Below are 24,390 nucleotides of genomic sequence, written 5' to 3' on the forward strand. Positions count from 1 at the left end.
AGGAACACGCCATGCGCGGAAAGACTTCCCTGAAACTCCTGTTCGCCGGCCTGGGGCTGGCGCTGTCCCTGCCGGTCCTGGCCCACGGCGACGGGGTCGGCGAAGAGAAGGTCGAGGCCCTGCAGGAACATGTGCTGGGCGATGCGCCCGGCAAGCGCGGGCTGATGGTCACGGTGTCCTACCAGCCCGGGCAGCAGTCCGGGCCCCACGTGCATGACGGCTCGGTGTTCGCCTATGTGCTGGAGGGCGCGGTGGTCTCGCAGCTGGGCGACCAGCCGCCGGTGACCTACCAGGCCGGGCAGTCCTGGTACGAGCCGGCCAACATTCCGCACCGGGTGTCGCGCAATGCCAGCGACAAGCGGCCGGCCAAGCTGCTGGTGTGGCTGCTGCTGGACGAGAAGGCGCCGGTGCTGCGTCCGCTGGCGCAGTGACGCACGGGTAAAAAAAACCCGCCGGGACGGCGGGTCAGGGGGAGGGTGAACCGATTCAGATGTGCAGGGCGTGGCCGAGGGCGCGCAGCGCGGCTTCCTGCACCGCTTCGCCGAGGGTCGGGTGGGCGTGGATGGTGCCGGCGATGTCCTCCAGGCAGGCGCCCATTTCCAGCGACTGCACGAAGGCCGTGGACAGCTCGGAAACCGCCTTGCCCACGGCCTGCCAGCCGAGGATCAGGTGGTTGTCCTTGCGCGCCACCACGCGGACGAAGCCCTCGTTGGACTCCAGGGTCATGGCGCGGCCGTTGGCGGCGAACGGGAAGTTCGCCGTCAGCACGTCATGCCCCGCGGCTTTCGCCTGTTCCGGCGAGAGACCGACCACCACCACCTCCGGATCGGTGAAGCACACCGCCGGGATCGCCGTGGGGGTGAAGGCGCGGCGCTTGCCGGCGACGATCTCGGCGACCATCTCGCCCTGGGCCATGGCGCGGTGGGCCAGCATGGGCTCGCCGGCGATGTCGCCGATGGCCCAGACATTGCGCATCGAGGTGTGGCACTGCTCGTCGACCTTCACGGCGCGGCCGATCATGTCCAGGTGCAGGCCCTCCAGGTTCCAGCCGGCGGTGTTGGGGTGGCGGCCGACGGCGACCAGCACCTGGTCGGTCTCGATCACTCGTTGCGAGCCGGCGCCATCCTGCACGCGCAGGCCCTTGCCGTCCGGCTCCAGGCCCATGACGCTGTGCCCCAGGTACAGCTCGACGCCCAGCTTGCGCAGCGCGGCGGCCACCGGCTTGGTCAGCTCCTCGTCATAGGTCGGCAGGATGCGCGGCTGCGCTTCCACCACCGTGACTTCGACGCCCAGCTTGCGGTACGCGGTGCCCAGTTCCAGGCCGATGTAGCCGCCGCCGACCACCGCCAGGCGCTTGGGCAGCGCCTTGGGCGCCAGGGCCTCGGTGGAGGAAATGACGTTGCCGCCGACCGGCAGGAAAGGCAGTTCCACCGACTTCGAACCGGCCGCCAGCAGCAGGTGCTCGGTGTGGATGTGCTGGCTGCCGCCCTCGGCGAGGTCGACTTCCACGGTCTTGCCGTCGACGATCCTGGCCCAGCCGTGCACCACGGTGACGCCGTGCTTCTTCAGCAGCGCGGCGACGCCGGTGGTCAGGCGGTCGACGATGCCGTCCTTCCATTCCACGGTGCGGCGGATGTCGATGCTCGGCGCCTGCACGCTGATGCCCAGCGGCGAGGTGCCGGCGAATTCGCGGGCCTTGAGGTATTCCTCGGCGGCATGGATCAGCGCCTTGGAGGGGATGCAGCCGATGTTCAGGCAAGTGCCGCCCAGGGCGGCGCCTTCCACCAGCACGGTGCGGATGCCCAGCTGGCCGGCGCGGATCGCCGCGACGTAGCCGCCGGGGCCGCCGCCGATCACCAGCAGGGTGGTTTCGAGAGTCTGGTTCTGTTTCACGAGTCGGCTCTCCCTCAGTCGATGAACAGGGTGGCGGGATGTTCGAGCAGGGCGCGCACGGCCTGGATGAAGGCCGCCGCGTCCATGCCGTCGACCACCCGGTGATCGAAGGACGAGGACAGGTTCATCATCTTGCGCACGACGATCTGCCCGTTGACCACCATCGGCCGCTCGACCATGCGGTTGACGCCGACGATGGCGACTTCCGGCAGGTTGATCACCGGCGTGCTGACGATGCCGCCCAGGGCCCCGAGGCTGCTCAGGGTGATGGTCGAGCCGGACAGCTCCTCGCGGCTGGCCTTGCCGTGGCGCGCGGCCTCGGCCAGGCGCGCCACTTCCGCGGCGTTGCCCCACAGGTCGCGGGACTCGGCGTTGCGCAGCACCGGCACCATCAGGCCGTTGTCGCTCTGGGTGGCGACGCCCAGGTGCACCGCGCCGTAGCGGGTGATCACGTCGGCCTCGTCGTCATAGCGCGCGTTGAGCTGCGGGAAGTCGCGCAGGGCGACGACCATGGCGCGGGCGATGAAGGGCAGCAGGGTGAGCTTGCCGCGTGCCGCGCCGTGCCGGGCGTTGAGGTGCTGGCGCAGGGCTTCCAGGTCGGTGACGTCGATTTCCTCGACGTAGCTGAAGTGCGGGATGCGCCGCTTGGCCTCGGCCATCTTCTGCGCGATCTTGCGGCGCAGGCCGATCACCGGGATCTGGTGTTCGTCGTGGCGCGCGGTGTAGCCGGAGGCGATGGTCGCGCCGCCATGTTCCAGGTAGTGCTCCAGGTCGTCGTGGAGGATGCGCCCGGCCGGGCCGCTGCCCTGCACGAACTGCAGTTCCACGCCCAGGTCGCGGGCGCGCTGGCGCACCGACGGCGAGGCCAGCGGCTTCTCGCCCGGCGCGCGGCGCGGGGCCGGCGTCGGGGCGGGGCGGGCGGCCGGGGCGACCGGCTTGCTCTCGACACGGGGCGCCGGCTTGGGCGCTTCGGCCACCGGGGCGGGCTTGGCTTCCGGCTTGGCCGGCGCCTCTTCATGGGCCTTGGGTTGCGCGGTTTCCCTGAGGTTGCCGGTGCCTTCCACTTCCAGGCGGATCAGTTCGCCGCCCACGGCCATCACCTGGCCGGGCACGCCGCCCAGGGCGAGGATCTTGCCGGCCACCGGCGAGGGAATCTCCACCGTCGCCTTGTCGGTCATCACTTCGGCCAGCAGCTGGTCCTCATGGACCTCGTCGCCGACCTGTACGTGCCACTCCACCAGCTCGACTTCGGCGATACCTTCGCCGATGTCCGGCATCTTGATGATGTGAGTGCCCATTCAGACCTCCATGGCGCGTTTGAAGGCAGCGCCGACGCGGGTCGGGCCGGGGAAGTAGTCCCATTCCTGGGCGTGCGGGTAGGGGGTGTCCCAGCCGGTCACGCGCGCGATGGGGGCTTCGAGGTGGTGGAAGCAGTGTTCCTGCACCAGCGACATCAGCTCGGCGCCGTAGCCGCAGGTGCGGGTGGCCTCGTGGACGATGACGCAGCGGCCGGTCTTCTTCACCGACTCGACGATGGTGTCCAGGTCCAGCGGCCAGAGGCTGCGCAGGTCGATGATCTCGGCGTCGATGCCGGTCTCCTCGGCGGCGGTCTGGGCCACGTAGACGGTGGTGCCGTAGGTGATCACGGTCAGCTCGGAACCGGGGCGGGCGATGGCCGCCTTGTCCAGCGGCACGCTGTAGTAACCCTCCGGCACCTGGCTGGCCGGGTGCTTGGACCAGGGCGTCACCGGGCGGTCGTGGTGGCCGTCGAACGGGCCGTTATACAGGCGCTTGGGTTCGAGGAAGATCACCGGGTCGTCGTTCTCGATGCAGGCGATCAGCAGGCCCTTGGCGTCGTAGGGGTTGGACGGCATGACGGTGCGCAGGCCGCAGACCTGGGTGAACATCGCCTCCGGGCTCTGGCTGTGCGTCTGCCCGCCGTAGATACCGCCGCCGCAGGGCATGCGCACCACCATCGGCACGACGAAGTCGCCCACCGAGCGGTAGCGGATGCGCGCAGCCTCGGACACCAGCTGGTCGGTGGCCGGATAGACGTAGTCGGCGAACTGGATTTCCACCACCGGGCGCAGGCCGTAGGCGCACATGCCGACAGCGGCGCCGACGATGCCGCTCTCGGAGATCGGCGCGTCGAACACCCGCGAGGTGCCGTATTTCTTCTGCAGGCCCTCGGTGCAGCGGAACACGCCGCCGAAGTAGCCCACGTCCTGGCCGAACACCACGACGTTGTCGTCGCGGTCGAGCATCACGTCCATGGCCGAGCGCAGCGCCTGGATCATGGTCATGCTGGTGACCGCCTGGGCGTTCTCCTGTTGCTGGTTCATGGCATTCATACCCCGAGCTCCTGGCGCTGCCGGCGCAGGTGTTCCGGCAGGTCCTTGTAGACGTCGTCGAACAGGCTGGCGGCGCTGAAGACGTGGCCGTCCACCAGCGAGCCGTGGCGTTCGGCCTGTTTCTGCGCGGCGATCACTTCGGCTTCCAGCTCCTTCTGCAGCGCGTCCTGCTGCTCGTCGGACCAGATGCCGAGGCCGATCAGGTGCTGCTTCAGGCGGGCGATCGGGTCGCCCAGGGGGAAGTTGGTCCAGTCGTCGGCCGGGCGGTACTTGGACGGGTCGTCCGAGGTCGAGTGCGGACCGGCGCGGTAGGTGACCCACTCGATCAGGCTCGGGCCATGGCCACGGCGGGCACGCTCGGCGGCCCAGCGGGAGGCGGCGTAGACGGCGAGGAAGTCGTTGCCGTCGACCCGCAGCGAGGCGATCCCGCAGCCCACGCCACGGTTGGCGAAGGTGGTGCCTTCACCGCCGGCGATGGCCTGGAAGGTGGAGATCGCCCACTGGTTGTTGACCACGTTGAGGATCACCGGCGCGCGGTAGACGTGGGCGAAGGTGAGGGCGGTGTGGAAGTCGGATTCTGCGGTGGCGCCGTCGCCGATCCAGGCCGAGGCGATCTTGGTATCGCCCTTGATCGCCGAGGCCATGCCCCAGCCGACCGCCTGGATGAACTGGGTGGCGAGGTTGCCGGAAATCGAGAAGAAACCCTTCTCGCGGCTGGAGTACATGATCGGCAGCTGGCGGCCCTTGAGAGGGTCCTGCTCGTTGGAGAGCAGCTGGCAGATCATGTCCTTGAGCGGATAGTCGCGGGTGATCAGGATGCCCTGCTGGCGATAGGTCGGGAAACACATGTCGCCGTCCTGCAGGGCCATGGTGTGGGCGGTGGCGATGGCTTCCTCGCCCAGGCACTGCATGTAGAAGGACATCTTCTTCTGGCGCTGGGCGGTGAGCATGCGCGCGTCGAAGATGCGCGTCTTGAGCATCACCCGCATGCCGCGCAGCAGCTGCTCGTGGCTCAGCTCCGGGGCCCAGGGGCCGACGGCGTTGCCTTGATCGTCGAGCACGCGCACCAGGCTGAAGGCCAGGTCGGTGGTCCTGGCGGGTTCGACGTCGACGGGGGGCATGCGCACCTCGCCGGCGGGCGACAGGTGCAGGTAGGAGAAATCGGTCTTGCAGCCGGGGCGTCCGGTGGGTTCCGGGACGTGCAGGCGCAGTGGTGCGTAGTCGGTCATGGCGGGTCTCCAGGGATGATCTTCGGGTGTGGATCAGCGGACGGGAGACGCCATGCCTGGCGGCTGCACCCGGCCCGGTCGGGCTACGGTGCGGGTGTCGCGCGGGGTCGCGCGGCGGGTGGCGACATCACTCATGGTGAGGTCCTCGGTTGTTGTAGTTGTGGTTTCAGTATAGGTGTGACCGATTGGTTTTTTGCTCCAAATTGACTAGCTCCGAAGTTACGGATTAGTGTGTTTGAACCATAAAAACAACCACTTGTAGTACCTGGATAAAATGGCTGACCTAGACCGCACCGACCTGAAAATCCTCCGCGCCCTGGCCGACGACGGCCGCCTGTCCTGGCGCGACCTCGCGCAGAAGATCGGCCTGTCGCTGACCCCGACCCTGCGCCGGGTCCGCCGCCTGGAGGAAGAGCAGTACATCCAGGGCTATTTCGCCCACCTTGACGAGGAACGCCTGTCCGGCGGCATGAGCGTGTTCGTCTCGGTATCCCTGGAAAAACAGACCGGCGACTACCTCGCACGGTTCGAGGAACGCATCGTCCAGGCGCCCCAGGTGATGAGCTGCTTCCAGATGACCGGCGACGCCGACTACATGCTGCGGGTGGTGGTGAAGGACCTGTCGGCGTACCAGCTGTTCCTGACCAACACGCTGACGCAGATTCCGGGCGTGGCGGGGATCAAGTCGGCCTTCGCGTTGAAGTCGGTGATGCTGCGCTCGGCGCCGCCGATCTGACCCGGAAGGGATTGGCGCGGCGCCGAATCCATCCGGCCCATCGCGGGCCACCCGGCTGACTGTAGGAGCGAGCTTGCTCGCGAACCCGCGGCCGACCCCGGCGCCAACCCCATCGCGGATGAATCCGTTCCTACAAGAGCGGCCGCCGATCCAGACCGTAGGAGCGGACCTTGTCCGCGAATCCAACCGGCCCGCTGCGGGCCACCCGGCTGACTGTAGGAGCGAGCTTGCTCGCGAACCCGCGACCGGCCCCGGCACCAACCCCATCGCGGATGAATCCGTTCCTACAAGAGCGGCCGCCGATCCAGACCGTAGGAGCGGACCTTGTCCGCGAATCCAACCGGCCCGCTGCGGGCCACCCGGCTGACTGTAGGAGCGAGCTTGCTCGCGAACCCGCGACCGGCCCCGGCACCAACCCCATCGCGGATAAATCCGCTCCTACAAGAGCGGCCGCCGATCTCGGCCGTAGGAGCGGACTCCGTCCGCGATGTCCTCAACCCCGCGGTTCCTTGGGATGGCTGGAGCCCGCGCGATACCCATGCGGTCGTTACATGGAGTGATGGGTATCGCTTCGCTCCACGCCATCCTACGGTCGTTCTTCGCCTTCGCGCCTGAACCGCTCGCGATACTGCGTCGGCGTCACCCCCAGCCGCTGCACGAACACCAGCCGCATCCGCGCCGCGCTGCCGAAGCCGCAGCGCCAGGCGATCATTTTCAGCGCCAGTTCGCTGCCCTCCAGCAATCCGCGCGCCGCGTCGATGCGGGCGCGCTGGACGAACTCGGCTGGCGTCACCCCCGCCTTGCGGACGAAGGCGCGGGCGAAGCTGCGCGGGCTCATCGCCACCTCGGCGGCCAGTTGCGGCACGCCCAGCGGCTGGTCGAGGTGTTCCTGCACATGACGCTGGATGCGCGCCACCGGCGAGGCTTCATCCGCCGGCGCCTGCAGGAAGGGGCTGAACTGCGACTGCCCGCCCTGGCGCTGCGCCACCACCAGCAGGCGCTTGGCCACCGACAGCGCCACCGCCGCGCCGTGATCCTCGGCCACCAGCGCCAGGGCCAGGTCGATGCCGGCGGTGACGCCCGCCGAGGTCCACAGCGCGCCGTCGCGCACATGGATGCGGTCCGGCTCCACCCGCGCCCCAGGGAACAGCTCCGCCAGCCGCCGCGCGTCGCTCCAGTGGGTGGTGACGCGCTTGCCGTCGAGCAGCCCGGCGTGGCCAAGGAGAAAGGCGCCGGTGCAGATCGAACCGTAGCGCGGCGCCCGGGCGCAGGCCGCGCGCAGCCAGTCGAGCAGCGCGGCGCCGGGCGTCTCGCCGGGCAGGGCGGGGCCGCCGGGCACCAGCAGGATATCGGTGGCGGGGGCCTGACCGAGGTCGAGGTCGGCGCCGAGCAACTGTCCGTTGGAGGCGCGCAAGGGCAGGGGCGGCGCGGCGAGGGTGAGCACCTCGTACCCCTCGCCGGCCGGCACGAAGGCGTTGGCTTCGGCGAACACATCCAGCGGCCCGCAGACGTCCAGCGCCTGCACGCCGGGAAACAGCAGCATGGCCACGCGCTTCATGGCGCCTCCCGATCCGATCGATGGCGGTCATTCTTGCGGCTCCGCAGCCTGGCCGCAATCGATCGAAAGATGCGAATCGTGCCAGTCGGCCTTCGAGTGGCGGCGCATCCGGGGCGACATCGTCATCGTGGCCGGCGGTTCGGCTAGATTGTCTGCGGTGGGCCACGACCGTCGCGCCCAACACACCACGACAGGAATGAATGGCCATGAAGATCATCAACGCTACGCTGCGCAGGCAAACCGGCCTGTTCACCATTCGTTGCCAGGACGAGACCATCGCCGAAGTCCTGCCGCAAAGCGGCACCGTCGCCGCCAGCGGCGCCGATCTCGATGCCCGCGGCCAACTGGTCATCGCCCCGCTGGTGGAGCCGCACATCCACCTCGACGCCACGCTCACCGCCGGCGAGCCGGAGTGGAACATGAGCGGCACCCTGTTCGAGGGCATCGAACGCTGGGCGCAGCGCAAGGAAAGCATCACCCATGAGGACACCAAGTCCCGCGCCCATACCACCCTGCGCATGCTCGCCGCCCACGGCATCCAGCATGTGCGCACCCACGTCGACGTCACCGACCCGAGCCTGGCCGCGCTCAAGGCCATGCTGGAAGTGAAGGAAGAGGCCAGGCACCTGGCGGACCTGCAGATCGTCGCCTTCCCGCAGGAGGGCATCGAGTCCTACGCGGGCGGCCGCGCGCTGATGGAAGAGGCGATCCGCCTGGGCGCCGACGTGGTCGGCGGCATCCCGCACTTCGAGAACACCCGCGAGCAGGGCGTCAGTTCGATCCGATTCCTCATGGACCTGGCCGAGCGCACAGGCTGCCTGGTGGATGTGCACTGCGACGAGACCGACGACCCCAACTCGCGCTTCCTCGAAGTGCTCGCCGAGGAAGCCCGCGTGCGCGGCATGGGCGCGCGCGTCACCGCCAGCCACACCACGGCCATGGGCTCCTACGACAACGCCTACTGCTCCAAGCTGTTCCGCCTGCTCAAGCGCTCGGGCATCCACTTCGTCTCCTGCCCGACCGAGAGCATCCACCTGCAGGGCCGCTTCGACAGCTTCCCGAAACGCCGCGGCGTGACCCGCGTGGCCGAGCTCGACCGCGCCGGGATGAACGTCTGCTTCGGCCAGGACTCGATCAAGGACCCCTGGTACCCGCTGGGCAACGGCAACCTCCTGCGCGTGCTGGATGCCGGCCTGCACATCTGCCACATGATGGGCTTCGAGGATTTGCAGCGCAGCCTCGACCTGGTCACCGACAACAGCGCCCGCGCGCTGAACCTGGGTGACCGCTACGGCATCGCCGCCGGCCGCCCGGCGAACCTGCTGGTGCTGGGGGTGGACAGCGATTACGAGGCGGTGCGCCAGCAGACCAAGGCGCTGTATTCGATCCGCCATGGCCGCGTACTGATGAAGCGCGCGCCGGAGCAGGTGGAGCTGATCGAGGGGTGATGGCGGACGGAGTTCGCTACAAATGCGCCGCTTCCGGAGGAGCGGAGCTTCTCCGCGATGCTCTTGCTTCTCGTAGGGTGGATCACGCTTCACCGATCCACCATCGGCGTCCGCGCGGGGGCCGATGGTGGAAGTAAAAAGCGACTTCCACCCTACGACCCTGACGGGACCCTGCGCGCGCCTGCGACTTCGGTGAAGAAGAACTGCGTTCGTAGGATGGCGTGGAGCGAAGCGATACCCATCAGGTGGATAACGCTGCAACAGCATCGCGGACGGAGTCCGCTCCTACGAAAGTAGCGCCCCTGTGGGAGAGAGACGGGGGCGCCTAGCCCTTGTCCGCGATCCGCCGGCAGGGCCGGCGTCAAGCGGGTTCGCGAGCAAGCTCGCTCCTACAGGGCGTCGCCCTGACGGGAGAGAAAGTCGTACAGCCGCTCATCCAGCGAATGCGCCACGTTGAAGCGCATCCACGGCACGCTGCGGCCGTCGGGCATGAACAACTGGCCGGGGAACAGCAGGATCTTCGCCTCCTTGGCCCGGTCGGCGAGGAGGGTGGCGTCGGCCTGCGCGCGGTGGCGCGCCCAGAGGAACAGCCCGGCGCGGGGCTCGTGGAAGATTTCCAGCCCGGCGGCCTCCAGGCGCCGCGCCACGCCGTCGTGGGCCTCGCTCAGCTGGTCGCGCAGCTGGCGCACGTGCTTGCGGTGGCGGCCCTGCAGGAGGATGTCCAGCGCCAGGGTCTCGGTGAGTTCCGAACTGGTCAGGCCGCTGACCATCTTCAGCGGCACCAGTTCCTCGATCAGTTCCGGGTGGGCGGCGATGAAGCCGGTGCGCAACGCCGGGGCGATGACCTTGGACAGACTGCCGATGTAGATCACCCGCGCCAGCTGGTCTAGGTTGGCCAGCAGCAGCTGGCCGGCGGGGTCGAGGTCGGCGTAGATGTCGTTCTCGACGATGAGGAAATCGTACTTCTCGGCCAGTTGCAGCAGGCGGTGGCTGGCGGCCAGGGACAGGCTGCCGCCGGTGGGGCTCTGCAGCCGCGCCTGGGTGAAGTAGACCTTGGGCCGGTGCTCGCGGGCCAGTTGCTCCAGGCGGTCCAGGTCCAGGCCGTCGGCGCTGCGCGGCACGCCGAGCAGTTGCGCGCCCTGCAGGCGCAGGTTGAGGAACAGGTTGTGGTAGCCCGGCTCGTCCACCAGCACCGGGTCGCCGCGCTGCACCAGGTAGCGCACCGCCAGGTCCAGCGCCTGGCTGGCGCCGGCGGTGAGGAGAATCTGTTCCGGGCTGGCGGCCACGCCGCCGTCGGCCAGGCGGTCGGCGAGCTTGCCGCGCAGCTTCGGGTTGCCCTTGCTGTGGCCGTAGTTGCCGAACTGTATGGGTTCTTCCCGCGCCAGGCTGCGCAGTCCGCGCTGCAGGCCTTCGCCGTCCAGCCAGTGCTCGGGCAGCAGGCCGACGCCGGGGCGCAGCTCCATGCCCAGCGGCTGGAACACCTTGTGCAGCAGCAGGTGGGCGTCGAAGTCGAACTCCGGCGGCGCCGCGCTGCCGGCACTGTCCTCGACCGCCGGGCCACGCACGTAGAAGCCGGCGTTGGGCACCGCGTTCAGGCAACCGCGCGCCACCAGCCGGTCGTAGGCCTCGACCACGGTGAAGTGGCTGACGCCGCTGGACTGGGCGAACTTGCGGATCGAGGGCAGCTTGGCGCCGGGACGCAGGCGCTGCTCGTCGATGGCCTGGGCGATGCCGTCGACGATCTGGGTGACCAGGGGAATGTCCGAGGTGGGGTCGAGCAACAGCATCCGGAGGTCCGTTCAATAAGAAGAAATCTGTACAGGTCGTTCGACCATAACAGCACTGCAGGCAGTGGCTTGTCCCTGTGCATGGCGTGCCCCCGGCGTGCCCGGCACACTCGGCGGCGTGGAGCGGCAATCCGCCGCACGCGCCTGACAAGAACAAGGACCGCCCGCCATGCGTGACACAGCTTACAACATCGATCCGTCGAGCATTTCCGCCGAAGAGTGGCAGGCGCGTTGCGACCTCGCCGCGCTGTACCGGCTGATCGCGCACTTCCGCTGGACCGACCATATCGACACCCACATCTCCGCGCGGGTGCCGGGCGAGCCGGGGCACTACCTGATCAACCGTTACGGCGTGCTGTTCCACGAGATGCGCGCCTCCGACCTGGTCAAGGTCGACCACGCCGGCGATGTCATCGACCCGCGTTTCGGCCCGAAAAGCGTCAATCGTGCCGGCTTCAACATCCATTCCGCGGTGCACGCCGCCCGCGAGGACGTGGCCTGCGTAATCCACACCCACACCGCCGCCGGCATCGCCGTATCCGCCCAGGAAGACGGCCTGCTGCCGATCAGCCAGCACGCGCTGAAGTTCCACAACCGCCTGGGCTACCACGACTACGAAGGCATCGCCCTGGACCCGGACGAGCGCTCGCGCCTGGTGCGCGACCTGGGCAGCCACATGGTGATGATCCTGCGCAACCACGGCCTGCTGGCCACCGGGCGCTGCATCGCCGAGGCCTTCAACCAGATCTACTTCCTCGAACGCGCCTGCCAGGCGCAGGTCCAGGCCCTCGCCGGCGGCCGCCAGCTGCGCTACCCGCCGGAGGCCGTGTGCGAGCGCGTCGCCGTGCAGGAAGAGGAGGCGCTGGCCGGTGGACTGCACCTACTGGCGTGGGAGTCGGCGCTGCGCCTGATCGCCGACAGCGAGGCGCAATACCGCAGCTGATCGCTGCTACCGTGCCCCGGCCCGCAGAGGCCGGGCGCCTGCGTGCTTGAACAATCTGCCAACAACAAAGCCAAGAGGTGGAAATGAAGAACCCGATTCTGGGAGCCCTGCTCATGGGCGTGATGTCCGGCGCCATGGCTGCCGACCTGACCGTGATCTCCTTCGGCGGCACCAGCAAGGACGTGCAGACCGAAGCCTTCTACAAACCCTTCGAGAAAGCCACGGGGACGAAGGTGATCGCCGGCGAGTACAACGGCGAGATGGGCAAGATCAAGGCCATGGTCGACACCGGCAGCGTCAACTGGGACGTGGTGCAGGTCGAGGGCCCGGAGCTGCTGCGCGGCTGCGACGAAGGGCTGTTCGAACAGCTCGACCCGGCGAAGCTGGGCAGCACCGCGGACTACGTGCCGGGCACCGTCTCCGACTGCGGCGCCGGCCTGCTGGTCTGGTCGATGGCCATGGCCTACGACGCCAAGCGCTTCCCCAACGGGCCGACCGGCTGGGCGGATTTCTGGGATACGCAGAAATTCCCCGGCAAGCGCTCGCTGCGCAAGGGCGCCAAGTACACCCTGGAAATCGCCCTGCTGGCCGACGGCGTGAAGAAGGAAGACCTGTACAAGGTGCTGTCGACGAAGGAGGGCGTGGACCGTGCCTTCCGCAAGCTCGACGAGATCAAGCCGTCGATCCAGTGGTGGGAATCCGGCGCGCAGCCCATGCAGTTCCTGGCCAGTGGCGACGTGGTGATGAGCACCGCCTACAACGGCCGCGTGTTCGCCGCGCAGGAAGAGGGCGCGCCGATGAAGGTGGTGTGGAATGGCAGCCTGTACGCCATCGACTCCTGGGCGATCCCCAAGGGCAGCCCGAACAAGCAGGCCGCCGAGGACTTCATCGCCCTCTCGCTCAAGCCCGAGCAGCAGAAGATCCACACCGTGAAGCTGGGCTACGGCTCGGTCAACCTGGGCACCACCGCGCTGCTCGATCCGGCCCTGGTGGAACGCCTGAACACCGCGCCGGCCAACCTGGAGCAGGCGGTGCCGGTGAACTTCGCCTTCTGGGTCGACCACGGCGAGGACCTGGAGCTGCGCTTCAACACCTGGGCGGCGAAGGCGCCGTAAGAGGCCGGGCGCCGCTCCATCGCCCGGGGACTCCGCGCAGGATGCGCTTTTGTAGGAGCGAGCTTGCTCGCGAACCACCCGGCTCCGGAGCCACCGTTCGCGAGCAAGCTCGCTCCTACAGGGGCTTGGGCCCGCTGCTCACTCCCGCTCCATCCCCGCCCAGTCGGTGCCCTGCACCAGCACGTCGCTCAGCGCCTGCGCGGCGCTGGAGAGTTTGTGCTCGGCCAGGCAGAACAGCCCGACGCGCCGTTCGATGCGCGGTTCGTGCAGGGCCACGCAGCGCGCGCCGAGTGCTTCCATCTGCGCCCGGCACAGCCGGGGCACGGCGCTGACGCCCAGTCCCTCGGCGACCATCCGCCCGACCGTCACCAGCTGGTGGCTCTCGAACGCCACCGGCAGGCGGCCGTGCCGCGCGGCGAGGCGGTCTTCCAGCAGCAGGCGCACGGCGGACGGGCGCTGCAGGGTGATGAAGTTCTGCGTCAGCAGGTCCGCCCAGGTGACCTGGGCGCGCTGCGCCAGCGGCGAGTCGGCCGGCAGCACGGCGACGAAGCGGTCGGTGTAGAAGGGCGTGAACACCAGGCCGTCGAGGCTTTCCGGCTCGAAGGCGATGCCCAGTTCCACCCGCCGGTTGCGCACCATTTCCAGCACCTGCTCGTTGATCACGTCGTGCACCGCTACGTTCACCCGCGGGTGGCGGGTGCGGAAGGTGAGCAGCGCGGCGGGCAGCAGGTTGCCGGCGAAGGAGGGCATGGCGGCGATGGAGACCTTGCCCATCTGCAGGGTGAAGTGCTGGCGCATCAGCTCCTCGGCGTTGTCCCAGTCCGCCAGCAGGCGGCGGGCCAGCGGCAGCAGCGTCTCGCCCTCGGGGGTCAGCGCCACGCTGCGGGTGGTGCGCACCAGCAGCTGGCCGCCGAGGGATTCCTCCAGGCTCTTGATCGCCAGGCTCAGGGCCGGCTGCGACAGGTGCAGGCGCTCGCAGGCCTGGGCGAAGCTCAGGGTCTGGGCCACGGCGAGGAAGGCGCGCAGTTGCTTGACGGTCATGGAGATGGGCTCTTGTTGATCCGCTCTTATTAATAAGGGAAACGGAATAATCGATTGGAAAAACAAACTTAACAAATCAGTCCCGAGCGGAGAAGCTGCCGGCTCGCTCTGACCGATGGGTCGGGCACTCCAATTACAAGAGAGGCAGCAACATGGCAGGACTCGACAAGCGTGTAGGCAGTTACGAGGAAGCCCTCGCCGGGCTCACCGACGACATGACGGTGGTGGCCGGCGGCTTCGGCATCTGCGGCATCCCGGAAAACCTCATCGCGCAGATCCGCAGGATGGGCGTGAAGGGCCTGACCGTGGTCTCCAACAACTGCGGCATCGACGGCTTCGGCCTCGGCGTGCTGCTGGAGGACCGGCAGATCCGCAAGATGATCGCTTCCTACGTTGGCGAGAACGCCCTGTTCGAGCAGCAGCTGCTGTCCGGTGAACTGGAGGTCGAACTGACCCCGCAGGGCACCCTGGCGGAAAAACTCCGCGCCGGCGGCGCCGGCATCCCGGCCTTCTTCACCGCCACCGGCTACGGCACCCCGGTCGCCGAGGGCAAGGAAGTGCGCGAGTTCGACGGCCGCCACTATGTGATGGAACGCGCCATCACTGGCGACTTCGCCATCGTCAAGGGCTGGAAGGCCGACCACTACGGCAACGTCATCTATCGCCACACCGCGCAGAACTTCAATCCGGTGGTCGCCACCGCGGGCCGCATCACCGTGGTCGAGGTGGAGGAGATCGTCGAGCCGGGCGAACTGGACCCCACCCAGATCCACACGCCCGGCATCTACGTCGACCGCATCATCCAAGGCACCTTCGAGAAGCGCATCGAGAAGCGCACCGTTCGTTTCTGAGCCCACCGGACAAGAGAGACAAGCACATGGCACTTACCCGCGAACAGATGGCTCAGCGCGTGGCGCGCGAGCTGCAGGATGGTTTCTACGTGAACCTGGGCATCGGCATCCCGACCCTGGTGGCCAACTACGTGCCCGAGGGCATGGAAGTGATGCTGCAGTCGGAGAACGGCCTGCTCGGCATGGGCGCGTTCCCCACCGAAGACGAAGTCGACGCCGACATGATCAACGCCGGCAAGCAGACCGTCACCGCCGTGAAAGGCGCCTCGATCTTCTCCTCCGCCGAATCCTTCGCGATGATCCGCGGCGGCCACGTCGACCTCACCGTGCTCGGCGCCTTCGAGGTGGACGTGCAGGGCAACATCGCCTCCTGGATGATCCCCGGCAAGCTGGTGAAGGGCATGGGCGGCGCCATGGACCTGGTGGCCGGCGCGGACAACATCATCGTCACCATGACCCACGCCTCCAAGGACGGCGAGTCCAAGCTGCTGGACCGCTGCACGCTGCCGCTGACCGGCGCCGGCTGCATCCGCAAGGTGCTCACCGACCTGGCCTACCTGGAGATCGAGAACGGCGCCTTCATCCTGCGCGAGACCGCGCCGGGGGTGAGCATCGCCGAGATCGCCGAGAAGACCGGCGGCCGTCTGATCGTTCCGGACGACGTGGTGGAAATGACGTTCTAGCCGCCCGAAACCGCCCTGCGCCGCGTAGGATAGCGCGCAGTGCAGCGAAACCCTTCTGTTTGCAGGGTTTCGCCTCGCTCCAGCCATCGTGCGCACGCGCGATACCCGATTCAGGAGATCGAAAGATGCAAGACGTCGTTATTGTCGCCGCCACCCGTACCGCCATCGGCGCCTTCCAGGGCAGCCTGGCGAACATCCCGGCCCACGAGCTGGGCGCGCTGATCATCCGCTCGCTGCTCGAGCGCAGCGGTGTCGCGGCCGAGCAGGTCGACGAAGTGATCCTCGGCCACGTGCTCACCGCCGGCGCCGGGCAGAACCCCGCGCGCCAGGCCGCCATCGCCGCCGGCCTGCCGCATGGCGTGCCGGCCATGACCGTCAACAAGGTCTGCGGCTCGGGCCTGAAGGCGCTGTTCCTCGGCGCCCAGGCGATCCGCTGCGGCGATGCCGACATCGTCATCGCCGGTGGCCAGGAGAGCATGAGCCTGTCGCCCTACGTGCTGCCCAAGGCCCGCACCGGCCTGCGCATGGGCCATGCCCAGCTGCAGGACAGCATGATCGTCGACGGCCTGTGGGATGCCTTCAACGACTATCACATGGGCATCACCGCCGAGAACCTGGCGGAGAAGTTCGGCATCAGCCGCGAGGCGCAGGACGCCTTCGCCGCGCAATCCCAGGCGAAGGCCGCCGCGGCCATCGAAGCCGGGCGCCTCAAGGACGAGATCACCCCGGTGCTGATTCCGCAGCGCAAGGGCGAGCCGCTGGCCTTCGACACCGATGAGCAGCCGCGCGCCGGCACCACCGCCGAGTCCCTGGGCAAGCTCAAGCCGGCGTTCAAGAAGGACGGCAGCGTCACCGCCGGCAACTCCTCCTCCCTCAACGACGGCGCCGCCGCCGTGCTGCTGATGAGCGCCGACAAGGCCCGCGAACTCGGCCTGCCGGTGCTGGCGCGCATCCAGGCCTACGCCAGCAGCGGCGTCGACCCGGCGATCATGGGCATCGGCCCGGTCTCGGCCACCCGCCGTTGCCTGGAGAAGGCCGGCTGGTCGGTGGACCAGCTCGACCTGATCGAGGCCAACGAAGCCTTCGCCGCCCAGTCCCTGGCGGTCGGCAAGGAGCTGGGCTGGGACGCCGGGAAGGTCAACGTCAACGGCGGCGCCATCGCCCTCGGCCATCCCATCGGCGCCTCGGGCTGCCGCGTGCTGGTGTCGCTGCTCCACGAAATGCTGCGCCGCGATGCCAAGAAAGGTCTGGCGACCCTCTGCATCGGCGGCGGCCAGGGTGTCGCCCTGGCGCTGGCGCGTGACTGACGGCCGCTAGCGACGCTCGATCGACGACTACCGGGCCGCGCCCACCCGCGGCCCGGTCTCCCACGGAAGGCACCACTGCCGAACCGGCCCGGCGATGCTCCCCGGCATTCGCCAGGCCTTTTGCGTCACCCCCGACCCAATGCAGGCCGGGCGGCTTCTCATCGAACGATGAGTCAATACAAGAACAACGAGGTAGACCATTATGAATTCGCACGTGCAACCCACCCGCACGGCCTTGCAGGACAGCCGCTCCGCGCGCTTCGCCATGGCCTGTTCCAACTGGGCCGAACGCTGGTTCCCCGACTCCTGGGTGTTCGCCGCCCTCGCGGTGCTGATCGTCAGCGTCGCCACCCTGGCCATGGGCGCCCCCGTCAGTTCCACCGCCAAGGCCTTCGGCGACGGCTTCTGGAGCCTGATTCCGTTCACCATGCAGATGGCCTTCGTGGTCATCGGCGGTTACGTGGTGGCCAGTTCCGGCCCCGCGTCCCGACTCATCGACCTGTTCGCCCGCGTGCCGAAGAACGGCCGCTCGGCGGTGGCCTGGGTCGCCCTGATCTCGATGCTCGCCTCGCTGCTCAACTGGGGCCTGTCCCTGGTGTTCGGCGGCCTGCTGGTGCGCGCCCTGGCGCGCCGCGAAGAGCTGAAGATGGACTACCGCGCCGCCGGCGCCGCCGCCTACCTGGGCCTGGGCGCCGTGTGGGCGCTGGGCCTGTCGTCGTCCGCCGCGCAGTTGCAGGCCAACCCGGCCAGCCTGCCGCCCTCGCTGCTGGCGATCACCGGCGTGATCCCCTTCACCCAGACCATCTTCCTCTGGCAGTCCGGCCTGATGCTGGCGGCCCTGGTGCTGGTGTCGCTGGTCATCGCCTACATGACCGCGCCCGCCGCCGGCAGCGCCCGTGACGCCAAGGCCTGCGGCGTGGACGTCAGCTTCAGCGCGCCGGCCGCGCTCAAGCCGAGCCGCCCGGGCGAGTGGCTGGAGCACAGCCCGCTGCTGATCCTGCTGTTGGTGGCGCTGTCCGCCGGCTGGCTGGTCAGCGAGTTCAGCAGCAAGCCGGCGATCCTGGCGATCTCCGGCCTGAACACCTACAACCTGCTGTTCATCATGCTCGGCGCGCTGCTGCACTGGCGCCCGCGCAGCTTCCTCGACGCCGTGGCCCGCGCGGTGCCGACCACCACCGGGGTGATGATCCAGTTCCCGCTGTACGGCTCCATCGCGGCGATCCTCACCACGGTGAAGGGCGGCGACGGCGCGACCCTGGCGCACCACATCTCCACCTTCTTCGTGCAGATCGCCTCCCACGACACCTATGCGCTGCTGATGGGCGTGTACTCCGCCGTGCTGGGCTTCTTCATCCCCTCCGGCGGCGGCAAGTGGATCATCGAGGCGCCCTACGTGATGCAGGTGGCCAACGACCTGCAGTTCCACCTGGGCTGGGCGGTGCAGATCTACAACGCCGCCGAGGCGCTGCCGAACCTGATCAACCCCTTCTACATGCTGCCGCTGCTGGGCGTGCTGGGCCTGAAGGCGCGCGACCTGATCGGCTTCTCCTTCGTCCAGCTGCTGGCCCACGTGCCCCTGGTGCTGTTCCTGCTCTGGGCGCTGGGCACGACCCTGCAATACCTGCCGCCGGTCCAGCCGTAGCCACGCACTCGGCTCTGGTGACAGCAAGCCCGGATGTCGCGAGACATCCGGGCTTTTTATTGCGCCTGTTCCGCGGACCGTAGGATGGCGTGGAGCGAAGCGATACCCATCGACCGGGTTACGGCACCGGAGCTGACGTCGCTTCGTTCGGGGGATGTTTTTGCGGGGAGGGGCTTTGTCGGGCGGAGCCGTGCCTTCAATCAGCCTTGCTCACACCTTCCGCCACACGCTGGCCAGCCACGGCTGCTGCTCCCGCGGCAGTCCGGCCGGGCGGTAGTAGTGCTCCAGCTCGGTGAAGCCGGCGGCTTCCAGCAGCTGCTTCCAGTGTTCCCAGTCGTGATAGGCGCCGTAGCGCGGGCCGTTCCAGCCTTCGGCGTTGTCGCCGCGCGGGTTGGAGGCGAACAGCACGCCGCCCGGCTTCAGCGCGGCGCGCAGCTGGCCGAGCACGCGCGGCAGTTCCTGGCGCGGCACGTGGAACAGGCTGGCGTTGGCGTAGATGCCGTCGAAGCGCCCGGCGGGCAGGTCGAGGGCGAGGAAGTCCTGCTGCCACACCTCGCAGCCGCTGGCCTCGCGGGCCATGGCGACGAAGTTCGGGCAGCCGTCCAGCCCGACCGGCTGGTGGCCCATCGAGCGGAACACGCACAGGTCGCGCCCGGGGCCGCAGCCGAAGTCGAGCAGGGCGAAGGGCGGCTGGGCCTGGATATGGTGCAGCAGGGCGGCGATGTTCTGGCTGACGTCGTGCTCCCAGGTGCCTTCGCGGAAGGCGGTGGCGCTGTCCTGGTAGTGCTGCAGGGTCAGGCGGGAAATGTCGCGCAGGGTCTGGTCGTCGAGCATGGCGGCGTGGCGGGTCGATGGAAAAGGACATTCTATGCCGCGCCAGGCGTCATGCGCCCTGCATCCGGGCGAAAAAAAGCGCGGCGCAACCCAAGGGGGGGGCTGGCCGCGCAATCACGCTCAATCGGAATTCGGAACGGGCCGCGCCGGCCCGGCGCGCTCCCGGCGGGATGGCGCCGGGAGCGCGCGGAGGTGATCAGAGGGCGTTGGCCCGGTCGCGCAGGATGAACTTCTGGATCTTCCCGGTGGAGGTCTTGGGCAGGTCGGTGAACACCACGGTGCGCGGCACCTTGAAGCCGGCCAGGTGTTCGCGGCAGAAGGCCATGATGTCCTGCGCGGTGATGTCGGCGTGCTCGCTCTTGAGGGTGATGAAGGCGCAGGGGGTTTCGCCCCAGCGCTCGTCGGCGCGCGCCACCACGGAGGCCTCCAGCACGGCCGGGTGGCGGTAGAGCACGCCTTCGACCTCGATGGTGGAGATGTTCTCGCCGCCGGAGATGATGATGTCCTTCAGGCGGTCGCGGATGTCCACGTAGCCGTCCGGGTGCCAGACCGCCAGGTCGCCGGTGTGGAACCAGCCGCCGGCGAAGGATTCCTCGGTGGCGGTGGGGTTCTTCAGGTAGCCCTTCATCACGGTGTTGCCGCGCATGAAGATCTCGCCGATGGTCAGGCCGTCGCGCGGCACCGGCTCCAGGGTCTTCGGATCGGCCACCATCACCCCCTCCAGGGTCGGGTAGCGCACGCCCTGGCGGGACTTGATGCGCGCCCGCTCGTCCAGCGGCAGCTCGTCCCACTGCTCGTGCCACGCGCAGACGGTCACCGGGCCGTAGGTTTCGGTCAGGCCGTAGACGTGGGTGACGTGGATGCCCATTTCCTCCACGGCGCCGATCACCTTGGCCGGCGGCGCGGCGCCGGCGACCATGGCGTGCACCGGGTGGTCGATGGCGGCCTTGGCCGAGTCGGGCATGTTGATCAGCGCGTTGAGCACGATCGGCGCGCCGCACAGGTGGGTGACCTGGTGCTCGCGGATCAGCGTGAGGATCTTCTGCGGGTCGACCCGGCGCAGGCAGACGTGGGTGCCGGCCAGCGCGGTGACGGTCCACGGGAAGCACCAGCCGTTGCAGTGGAACATCGGCAGGGTCCACAGGTACACCGGATGCTGGCCCATGGACCAGATCATCTGGTTGCCCAGCGAGCTCAGGTAGGCGCCGCGGTGGTGATAGACCACGCCCTTGGGGTTGCCGGTGGTGCCGGAGGTGTAGTTGAGGGAGATGGCGTCCCACTCGTCCTGCGGCCACTGCCAGGCGAACTCCGGGTCGCCCTCGGCGAGCAGCGCCTCGTAGTCCAGCGGGCTGACCGCCTGGCCTTCGCCGAATTCGGGATCGTCGACGTCGATCACCAGCGGCGGATGGGCGAGCATGCCCAGGGCGGCGTGGATCACGTCGTAGAACTCGCGGTCGGTGATCAGCACCTTGGCCTCGCCGTGCTGCAGCATGAAGGCGATGGCCTCGGCATCCAGGCGCACGTTGAGGGTATTGAGCACCGCGCCGATCATCGGCACGCCGAAGTGCGCCTCGACCATGTGCGGCGTGTTGGGCAGCATCACCGCCACCGTGTCGCCACGGCCGATGCCGCGGGCGGCGAGGGCGGAGGCCAGGCGGCGGCAGCGCTGGTAGGTTTCCTTCCAGGTGCGGCGCAGGCTGCCGTGGATGATGGCGGTGCGCTCGGGATAGACCTGGGCGGTGCGTTCGATGAAGCTCAGCGGCGACAACGCGTTATGGTTGACGGCCGCGCGCGACAGACCCTGTTCGAAGATCGGCATGGGAACACCCTGTGGCTGATTGTTAGCTCATTGTTCTGTACTGACCCGTGGAGCACTTGGCAGTAGCCGGGTCGTGACCGGTGCGGCGGGTTGCCGCCCGGTCGTTGGGGCGTTTTATAGCAATGTCGTATTGGATATGGAAGTTAAACCTAAGGTGTATGGTATAAATACTATATTCATCGAAAGTCCCTTCGAGTCTCTACCATGTCTCACCTGAACACCCTGGTGCGCCTGGCGCGCGAGCAGGCGCCCGCCGCCGTGCAGGCCGACGTGTTGCAGCGCCTGTGCCGCGAACGCGAAGGCGTGGAGCGCGCGCTGTACGTCGAATGGCAGCCGCGCAGCCAAAGTTTCGAAGCCATCGCGGGCGCCTCGCGCCTGCCGCCGGGCAGCGGCGACCCGCAGCAGGCCAACGACCTGGCACTGGCCGAACGGCTGGAAGGCCGGCAGCGCCTGGCGCTGGACGATCTGATGGGCGTGCCCTGCTGGCTCGCCGGCCGCCTGCGCCGCGCCGGCTGGGGGACGGGGCTGGCGCTGGTGCTGCCGCTGCAGCCCGGGCGTTCCGGGCTGCTGCTGGTGCAAAGCCCGTGCGAACAGGCGGCGGCCTGGCTGGAGTGGATCGGCGAGCTGCTCGGCGAAATCCTCGCCCTGGCCCGTCAGGCGAAGCGCACCGCGCCGCTGCTCAGCGCCGACCCGCAGCCCGCGCTGGTGCTGGACGAAGCCGCCGCGCTGGTCGACTGCAACCAGGCCCTGCGCCAGTTGCTCGCGGGGTTCGCCGGCGCCGAGCCGCGCGACCTGCTGCCGAGCAACCACGCGCAGTTGCTGCGCACCTGCCTGGAACAGGGGCGGGCGGTGCACGAGGTGGTCGGCGAGCGCGAAGGCCGGCAGTTCCTCTGGAGCTTCGTGCCCGACCCCGCCGAGCGCCAGGTCCTGGTCCACGGCCGCGAAGTCACCGCGCAACTGCGCGAGCAGCGCGAAGCGGCCAGGGCCAGCCGGCTGTACCGGCAGATCATCGAGAACACCACCGACCTGATTTCCCGCCGCACCCTCGACGGCCGCCTGCTCGACGTCTCGCCGGCGTCCTGGACGCTGCTCGGCTACTGGCCGGAACAGCTGCGAGGTCAGGCGATGGCGCCGCTGCTCCACGAGCAGGACCGCCAGCGGGTCGCCGAACGGACCCGCGACGCGCTGCTGGCGGAGGGCTACGCGACCCTGACCTACCGCCTGCGCCATCGCGACGGCCACTACCTGTGGTTCGAGACCGCCAGCCGCGCCATCCGCGAGACCTACACCGGCAACGTGATGGAAGTGGTCAGCGTGTCCCGCGACATCACCGCGCGGGTGCTGGCCGAGGAGAACCTGCGGCGGCTGGCCGAAGTGGTGGAGGCCAACACCGACCTGGTGCTGTTCGTCGATCCGGGCGGGCGCATCACCTACCTCAACCCCTCGGCGCGGCGCGCGCTGGGGCTGGACGGCGAGGTGCTGCCGGAGTCCGTCGCCGCGGTGCTCGACGACGGCCTGCTGGCGGCGCTCGAACGCGAAGGCTGGGACAGCGCCCGGCGCGACGGCGTGTGGAGCGCCGAAGGCCGCCTGCGCGCGGGCGCCGGCCGGCATGCGGTGCCGTTGTCGCTGGTGCTGCTGGCGCACTCCACCGCCGGTGGCGAGCGCTACTACTCGCTGGTCGGCCGCGACATGACCGAGCACGAGTTGCGCGAGAACCAGCAGCGCCGGCACCAGGACGAACTGGCCCACACCGCACGCCTGGTGACCCTGGGCGAGCTGGCCTCGGGCATCGCCCACGAGATGAACCAGCCGCTGGCCGCGGTGATGAACTACGCCAGCGCCAGCCAGCGCTACCTGAAGACCCTCGACAGCCAGCCGGAAGCCGCGCAGCGCGTGGCCCAGGGGCTGGCGCAGATCGTCGAGCACACCGCCCACGCCTCGGAGGTGATCCGCCGCCTGCGCGCCTTCCTGCGCAAGGGCCAGCGGCGCATGCAGGCGCTGGACCTCAACGAACTGGCGCGCGCATCGCTGGGCCTCTGCGCCTGGGAAGCGGCCAGCGCGGAGGTGGCGATCATCGAAGCGTTGACGGAGAATCTGCCGCCCGTCTACGCCGACCGGGTGCTGCTGGAGCAGGTGTTCCTCAACCTGTTGCGCAACGCCATCGACGCCAACCGCGAGCGCCATGCCGGCGAGCCTTCGGGCATCCGCATCGGCAGCTGCCGCGAGGACGACGGCCGGCTGTGCGTCTGGGTGGAAGACGAAGGCCCCGGCGCCAGCGGCGAGGCGCTGGACCAGATGTTCACGCCGTTCTTCACCAGCAAGCCGGAAGGGCTGGGCCTGGGGCTGTCGATGAGCCGCGGCATCGTCGAAGGCTTCGGCGGCACGCTGGACGCCCGCGCGGCGGCCACCGGCGGCCTGCGCCTGGAGTGCCGGCTGCCGGCGGGAAGGGCAGAACAACAATGACGGAGACTGCGATGGAAACGGCGGTGGTGTATGTGGTGGACGACGACCAGCGGATGCTCGACTCGACGGTCTGGCTGCTGGAATCGGTCGGCCTGAAGGCGCTGCCGTTCACCGGCGGCCGCGAATTCCTCGACGCCTGCCCGGCCGAGGCCCACGCCTGCGTGCTGCTCGACGTGCGCATGCCGGGGCTGGGCGGCCTGGCGGTGCAGGAGGAGATGCGCCGGCGCGGCATCGAGCTGCCGGTCATCTTCGTCAGCGGCCACGCCGACGTGCCCATCGTGATCCGCGCCTTCAAGGCCGGCGCGGTGGACTTCATCGAGAAGCCCTACAACGAGCAGTTGCTGCTCGACAGCGTGCAGCAGGCGCTCAGCTCCCGCGAACGCCAGCACGCCTCGCGCTCCGGGCTCGGCGAGCTGGAGGAGCGCCTGGCGGCGCTGACCCCGCGCGAGCGCGACGTGTTCCTGCCGCTGGTGCGCGGCTACACCAGCCGCGAAGTGGCCGAGCAGCTGGACATCAGCGTGAAGACCGTGGACCTGTACCGCGCGCGGGTGATGAAGCGCATGCAGGCCGGGACGCTGGCCGACCTGGTGGGCATGGCGATTGCCGCCGGACTGGTCGATCCGCTGCAGCTGCGCCCGGAGTAGGGCGCTTGCAGGAGGGAGGGGGCGCCGGGTCCTTGCTCGTGAAGCT

General features: G+C 68.8%; 20 protein-coding genes. 11 read left to right on the plus strand and 9 right to left on the minus strand.

The annotated features are described in order from the left end of the window. The first annotated feature begins 11 nt into the window (after positions 1-11). Positions 12-431, plus strand: coding sequence for a cupin domain-containing protein (locus AC3B6A_RS12620; protein WP_488403152.1), 420 nt, complete (start codon positions 12-14; stop codon positions 429-431). Positions 432-486: 55 nt separating this feature from the next. Here AC3B6A_RS12620 and lpdA read toward each other — a convergent pair whose 3' ends face one another. From lpdA to AC3B6A_RS12640, 4 genes are read right to left on the minus strand one after another with little or no spacing between them, the layout of a single operon-like run. After that, the gene (gene lpdA / locus AC3B6A_RS12625) at positions 487-1,893 is read right to left on the minus strand and encodes a dihydrolipoyl dehydrogenase (protein ID WP_488403154.1); all 1,407 of its coding nucleotides are present in this window, start codon (positions 1,891-1,893) and stop codon (positions 487-489) included. 14 nt (positions 1,894-1,907) lie between these two features. After that, positions 1,908-3,191 carry a dihydrolipoamide acetyltransferase family protein gene (locus AC3B6A_RS12630; protein WP_488403155.1) on the minus strand — a complete coding sequence of 428 codons (1,284 nt, stop codon included), beginning with the start codon at positions 3,189-3,191 and terminating at the stop codon, positions 1,908-1,910. After that, a complete protein-coding gene (locus tag AC3B6A_RS12635) occupies positions 3,192-4,244 on the minus strand; it encodes an alpha-ketoacid dehydrogenase subunit beta (protein WP_488403156.1) in 1,053 nt (350 codons plus the stop codon). It abuts the gene before it with no gap. Further along, positions 4,241-5,473 (minus strand): 3-methyl-2-oxobutanoate dehydrogenase (2-methylpropanoyl-transferring) subunit alpha, encoded by a 1,233-nt coding sequence (locus AC3B6A_RS12640; RefSeq protein WP_488403158.1) that lies wholly within the window; start codon positions 5,471-5,473, stop codon positions 4,241-4,243. Before AC3B6A_RS12640 ends, AC3B6A_RS12635 begins: the two co-directional genes overlap by 4 nt. 274 nt (positions 5,474-5,747) lie before the next feature. On the opposite strand from AC3B6A_RS12640, the gene AC3B6A_RS12645 reads away from it, so the two are divergent. Further along, positions 5,748-6,209 (plus strand): Lrp/AsnC family transcriptional regulator, encoded by a 462-nt coding sequence (locus AC3B6A_RS12645; protein ID WP_488403160.1) that lies wholly within the window; start codon positions 5,748-5,750, stop codon positions 6,207-6,209. Positions 6,210-6,795: 586 nt separating this feature from the next. Here the strand turns inward: AC3B6A_RS12645 and AC3B6A_RS12650 are convergent. Further along, positions 6,796-7,767: a GlxA family transcriptional regulator gene (locus tag AC3B6A_RS12650; protein ID WP_488403161.1), complete on the minus strand. Its 972-nt coding sequence runs from the start codon at positions 7,765-7,767 to the stop codon at positions 6,796-6,798. A 206-nt stretch (positions 7,768-7,973) separates the two neighbouring features. Between AC3B6A_RS12650 and codA the strand changes: the two genes are divergently transcribed. Next, a complete protein-coding gene (gene codA, locus AC3B6A_RS12655) occupies positions 7,974-9,215 on the plus strand; it encodes a cytosine deaminase (RefSeq protein WP_488403162.1) in 1,242 nt (413 codons plus the stop codon). Between the two features lie 389 nt (positions 9,216-9,604). Here the strand turns inward: codA and AC3B6A_RS12660 are convergent, their stop codons facing one another. Beyond that, positions 9,605-11,002: an aminotransferase-like domain-containing protein gene (locus AC3B6A_RS12660; protein ID WP_488403164.1), complete on the minus strand. Its 1,398-nt coding sequence runs from the start codon at positions 11,000-11,002 to the stop codon at positions 9,605-9,607. A gap of 169 nt (positions 11,003-11,171) precedes the next feature. On the opposite strand from AC3B6A_RS12660, the gene AC3B6A_RS12665 reads away from it, so the two are divergent. Together AC3B6A_RS12665 and AC3B6A_RS12670 are read left to right on the plus strand one after the other, a co-directional pair. Then, positions 11,172-11,945 (plus strand): class II aldolase/adducin family protein, encoded by a 774-nt coding sequence (locus AC3B6A_RS12665; protein WP_488403166.1) that lies wholly within the window; start codon positions 11,172-11,174, stop codon positions 11,943-11,945. Positions 11,946-12,028: 83 nt separating this feature from the next. Next, the gene (locus AC3B6A_RS12670; RefSeq protein ID WP_488403167.1) at positions 12,029-13,060 is read left to right on the plus strand and encodes an ABC transporter substrate-binding protein; all 1,032 of its coding nucleotides are present in this window, start codon (positions 12,029-12,031) and stop codon (positions 13,058-13,060) included. 138 nt (positions 13,061-13,198) lie between these two features. Here AC3B6A_RS12670 and AC3B6A_RS12675 read toward each other — a convergent pair whose 3' ends face one another. Continuing rightward, entirely contained in the window at positions 13,199-14,101 is a 903-nt protein-coding gene (locus AC3B6A_RS12675; RefSeq protein WP_488403168.1) for a LysR family transcriptional regulator, read from the minus strand. A 152-nt stretch (positions 14,102-14,253) separates the two neighbouring features. Between AC3B6A_RS12675 and AC3B6A_RS12680 the strand changes: the two genes are divergently transcribed. The 4 genes from AC3B6A_RS12680 (at position 14,254) to AC3B6A_RS12695 (ending at position 18,584) form a co-directional block, all read left to right on the plus strand. Then, positions 14,254-14,952 carry a CoA transferase subunit A gene (locus AC3B6A_RS12680; protein ID WP_488403170.1) on the plus strand — a complete coding sequence of 233 codons (699 nt, stop codon included), beginning with the start codon at positions 14,254-14,256 and terminating at the stop codon, positions 14,950-14,952. Between the two features lie 26 nt (positions 14,953-14,978). Next, positions 14,979-15,635 carry a CoA transferase subunit B gene (locus tag AC3B6A_RS12685; RefSeq protein WP_488403172.1) on the plus strand — a complete coding sequence of 219 codons (657 nt, stop codon included), beginning with the start codon at positions 14,979-14,981 and terminating at the stop codon, positions 15,633-15,635. 125 nt (positions 15,636-15,760) lie between these two features. Then, positions 15,761-16,942 carry an acetyl-CoA C-acetyltransferase gene (locus AC3B6A_RS12690; RefSeq protein WP_488403173.1) on the plus strand — a complete coding sequence of 394 codons (1,182 nt, stop codon included), beginning with the start codon at positions 15,761-15,763 and terminating at the stop codon, positions 16,940-16,942. A 202-nt stretch (positions 16,943-17,144) separates the two neighbouring features. Beyond that, positions 17,145-18,584 carry a short-chain fatty acid transporter gene (locus AC3B6A_RS12695; RefSeq protein WP_488403174.1) on the plus strand — a complete coding sequence of 480 codons (1,440 nt, stop codon included), beginning with the start codon at positions 17,145-17,147 and terminating at the stop codon, positions 18,582-18,584. A 210-nt stretch (positions 18,585-18,794) separates the two neighbouring features. Here the strand turns inward: AC3B6A_RS12695 and AC3B6A_RS12700 are convergent, their stop codons facing one another. Beyond that, the gene (locus AC3B6A_RS12700; RefSeq protein ID WP_488403175.1) at positions 18,795-19,418 is read right to left on the minus strand and encodes a class I SAM-dependent DNA methyltransferase; all 624 of its coding nucleotides are present in this window, start codon (positions 19,416-19,418) and stop codon (positions 18,795-18,797) included. A 196-nt stretch (positions 19,419-19,614) separates the two neighbouring features. Continuing rightward, entirely contained in the window at positions 19,615-21,237 is a 1,623-nt protein-coding gene (locus tag AC3B6A_RS12705; protein ID WP_488403177.1) for an acyl-CoA synthetase, read from the minus strand. 204 nt (positions 21,238-21,441) lie between these two features. Here AC3B6A_RS12705 and AC3B6A_RS12710 point away from each other — a divergent pair, with 204 nt between their 5' ends. Together AC3B6A_RS12710 and AC3B6A_RS12715 are read left to right on the plus strand one after the other, a co-directional pair. Further along, on the plus strand, positions 21,442-23,700 hold the full coding sequence (locus tag AC3B6A_RS12710) for a PAS domain-containing sensor histidine kinase (RefSeq protein ID WP_488403178.1): 2,259 nt from the start codon (positions 21,442-21,444) through the stop codon (positions 23,698-23,700). An 11-nt stretch (positions 23,701-23,711) separates the two neighbouring features. Next, entirely contained in the window at positions 23,712-24,344 is a 633-nt protein-coding gene (locus AC3B6A_RS12715) for a response regulator transcription factor (protein ID WP_488403180.1), read from the plus strand. Positions 24,345-24,390 lie beyond the last annotated feature (46 nt).

Source organism: Pseudomonas sp. B12(2026) (assembly GCF_057767015.1).

Excerpts from the sequence above, each read along its gene's own strand:
- AC3B6A_RS12620 (WP_488403152.1), top strand. The coding sequence starts at position 12 with ATGCGCGGAAAGACTTCCCTGAAACTCCTGTTCGCCGGCCTGGGGCTG.
- AC3B6A_RS12630 (WP_488403155.1), bottom strand. The coding sequence starts at position 3,191 with ATGGGCACTCACATCATCAAGATGCCGGACATCGGCGAAGGTATCGCC.
- AC3B6A_RS12635 (WP_488403156.1), bottom strand. The coding sequence starts at position 4,244 with ATGAATGCCATGAACCAGCAACAGGAGAACGCCCAGGCGGTCACCAGC.
- AC3B6A_RS12640 (WP_488403158.1), bottom strand. The coding sequence starts at position 5,473 with ATGACCGACTACGCACCACTGCGCCTGCACGTCCCGGAACCCACCGGA.
- AC3B6A_RS12645 (WP_488403160.1), top strand. The coding sequence starts at position 5,748 with ATGGCTGACCTAGACCGCACCGACCTGAAAATCCTCCGCGCCCTGGCC.
- AC3B6A_RS12650 (WP_488403161.1), bottom strand. The coding sequence starts at position 7,767 with ATGAAGCGCGTGGCCATGCTGCTGTTTCCCGGCGTGCAGGCGCTGGAC.
- codA (WP_488403162.1), top strand. The coding sequence starts at position 7,974 with ATGAAGATCATCAACGCTACGCTGCGCAGGCAAACCGGCCTGTTCACC.
- AC3B6A_RS12660 (WP_488403164.1), bottom strand. The coding sequence starts at position 11,002 with ATGCTGTTGCTCGACCCCACCTCGGACATTCCCCTGGTCACCCAGATC.
- AC3B6A_RS12665 (WP_488403166.1), top strand. The coding sequence starts at position 11,172 with ATGCGTGACACAGCTTACAACATCGATCCGTCGAGCATTTCCGCCGAA.
- AC3B6A_RS12670 (WP_488403167.1), top strand. The coding sequence starts at position 12,029 with ATGAAGAACCCGATTCTGGGAGCCCTGCTCATGGGCGTGATGTCCGGC.
- AC3B6A_RS12675 (WP_488403168.1), bottom strand. The coding sequence starts at position 14,101 with ATGACCGTCAAGCAACTGCGCGCCTTCCTCGCCGTGGCCCAGACCCTG.
- AC3B6A_RS12680 (WP_488403170.1), top strand. The coding sequence starts at position 14,254 with ATGGCAGGACTCGACAAGCGTGTAGGCAGTTACGAGGAAGCCCTCGCC.
- AC3B6A_RS12685 (WP_488403172.1), top strand. The coding sequence starts at position 14,979 with ATGGCACTTACCCGCGAACAGATGGCTCAGCGCGTGGCGCGCGAGCTG.
- AC3B6A_RS12690 (WP_488403173.1), top strand. The coding sequence starts at position 15,761 with ATGCAAGACGTCGTTATTGTCGCCGCCACCCGTACCGCCATCGGCGCC.
- AC3B6A_RS12695 (WP_488403174.1), top strand. The coding sequence starts at position 17,145 with ATGAATTCGCACGTGCAACCCACCCGCACGGCCTTGCAGGACAGCCGC.
- AC3B6A_RS12700 (WP_488403175.1), bottom strand. The coding sequence starts at position 19,418 with ATGCTCGACGACCAGACCCTGCGCGACATTTCCCGCCTGACCCTGCAG.
- AC3B6A_RS12705 (WP_488403177.1), bottom strand. The coding sequence starts at position 21,237 with ATGCCGATCTTCGAACAGGGTCTGTCGCGCGCGGCCGTCAACCATAAC.
- AC3B6A_RS12710 (WP_488403178.1), top strand. The coding sequence starts at position 21,442 with ATGTCTCACCTGAACACCCTGGTGCGCCTGGCGCGCGAGCAGGCGCCC.
- AC3B6A_RS12715 (WP_488403180.1), top strand. The coding sequence starts at position 23,712 with ATGGAAACGGCGGTGGTGTATGTGGTGGACGACGACCAGCGGATGCTC.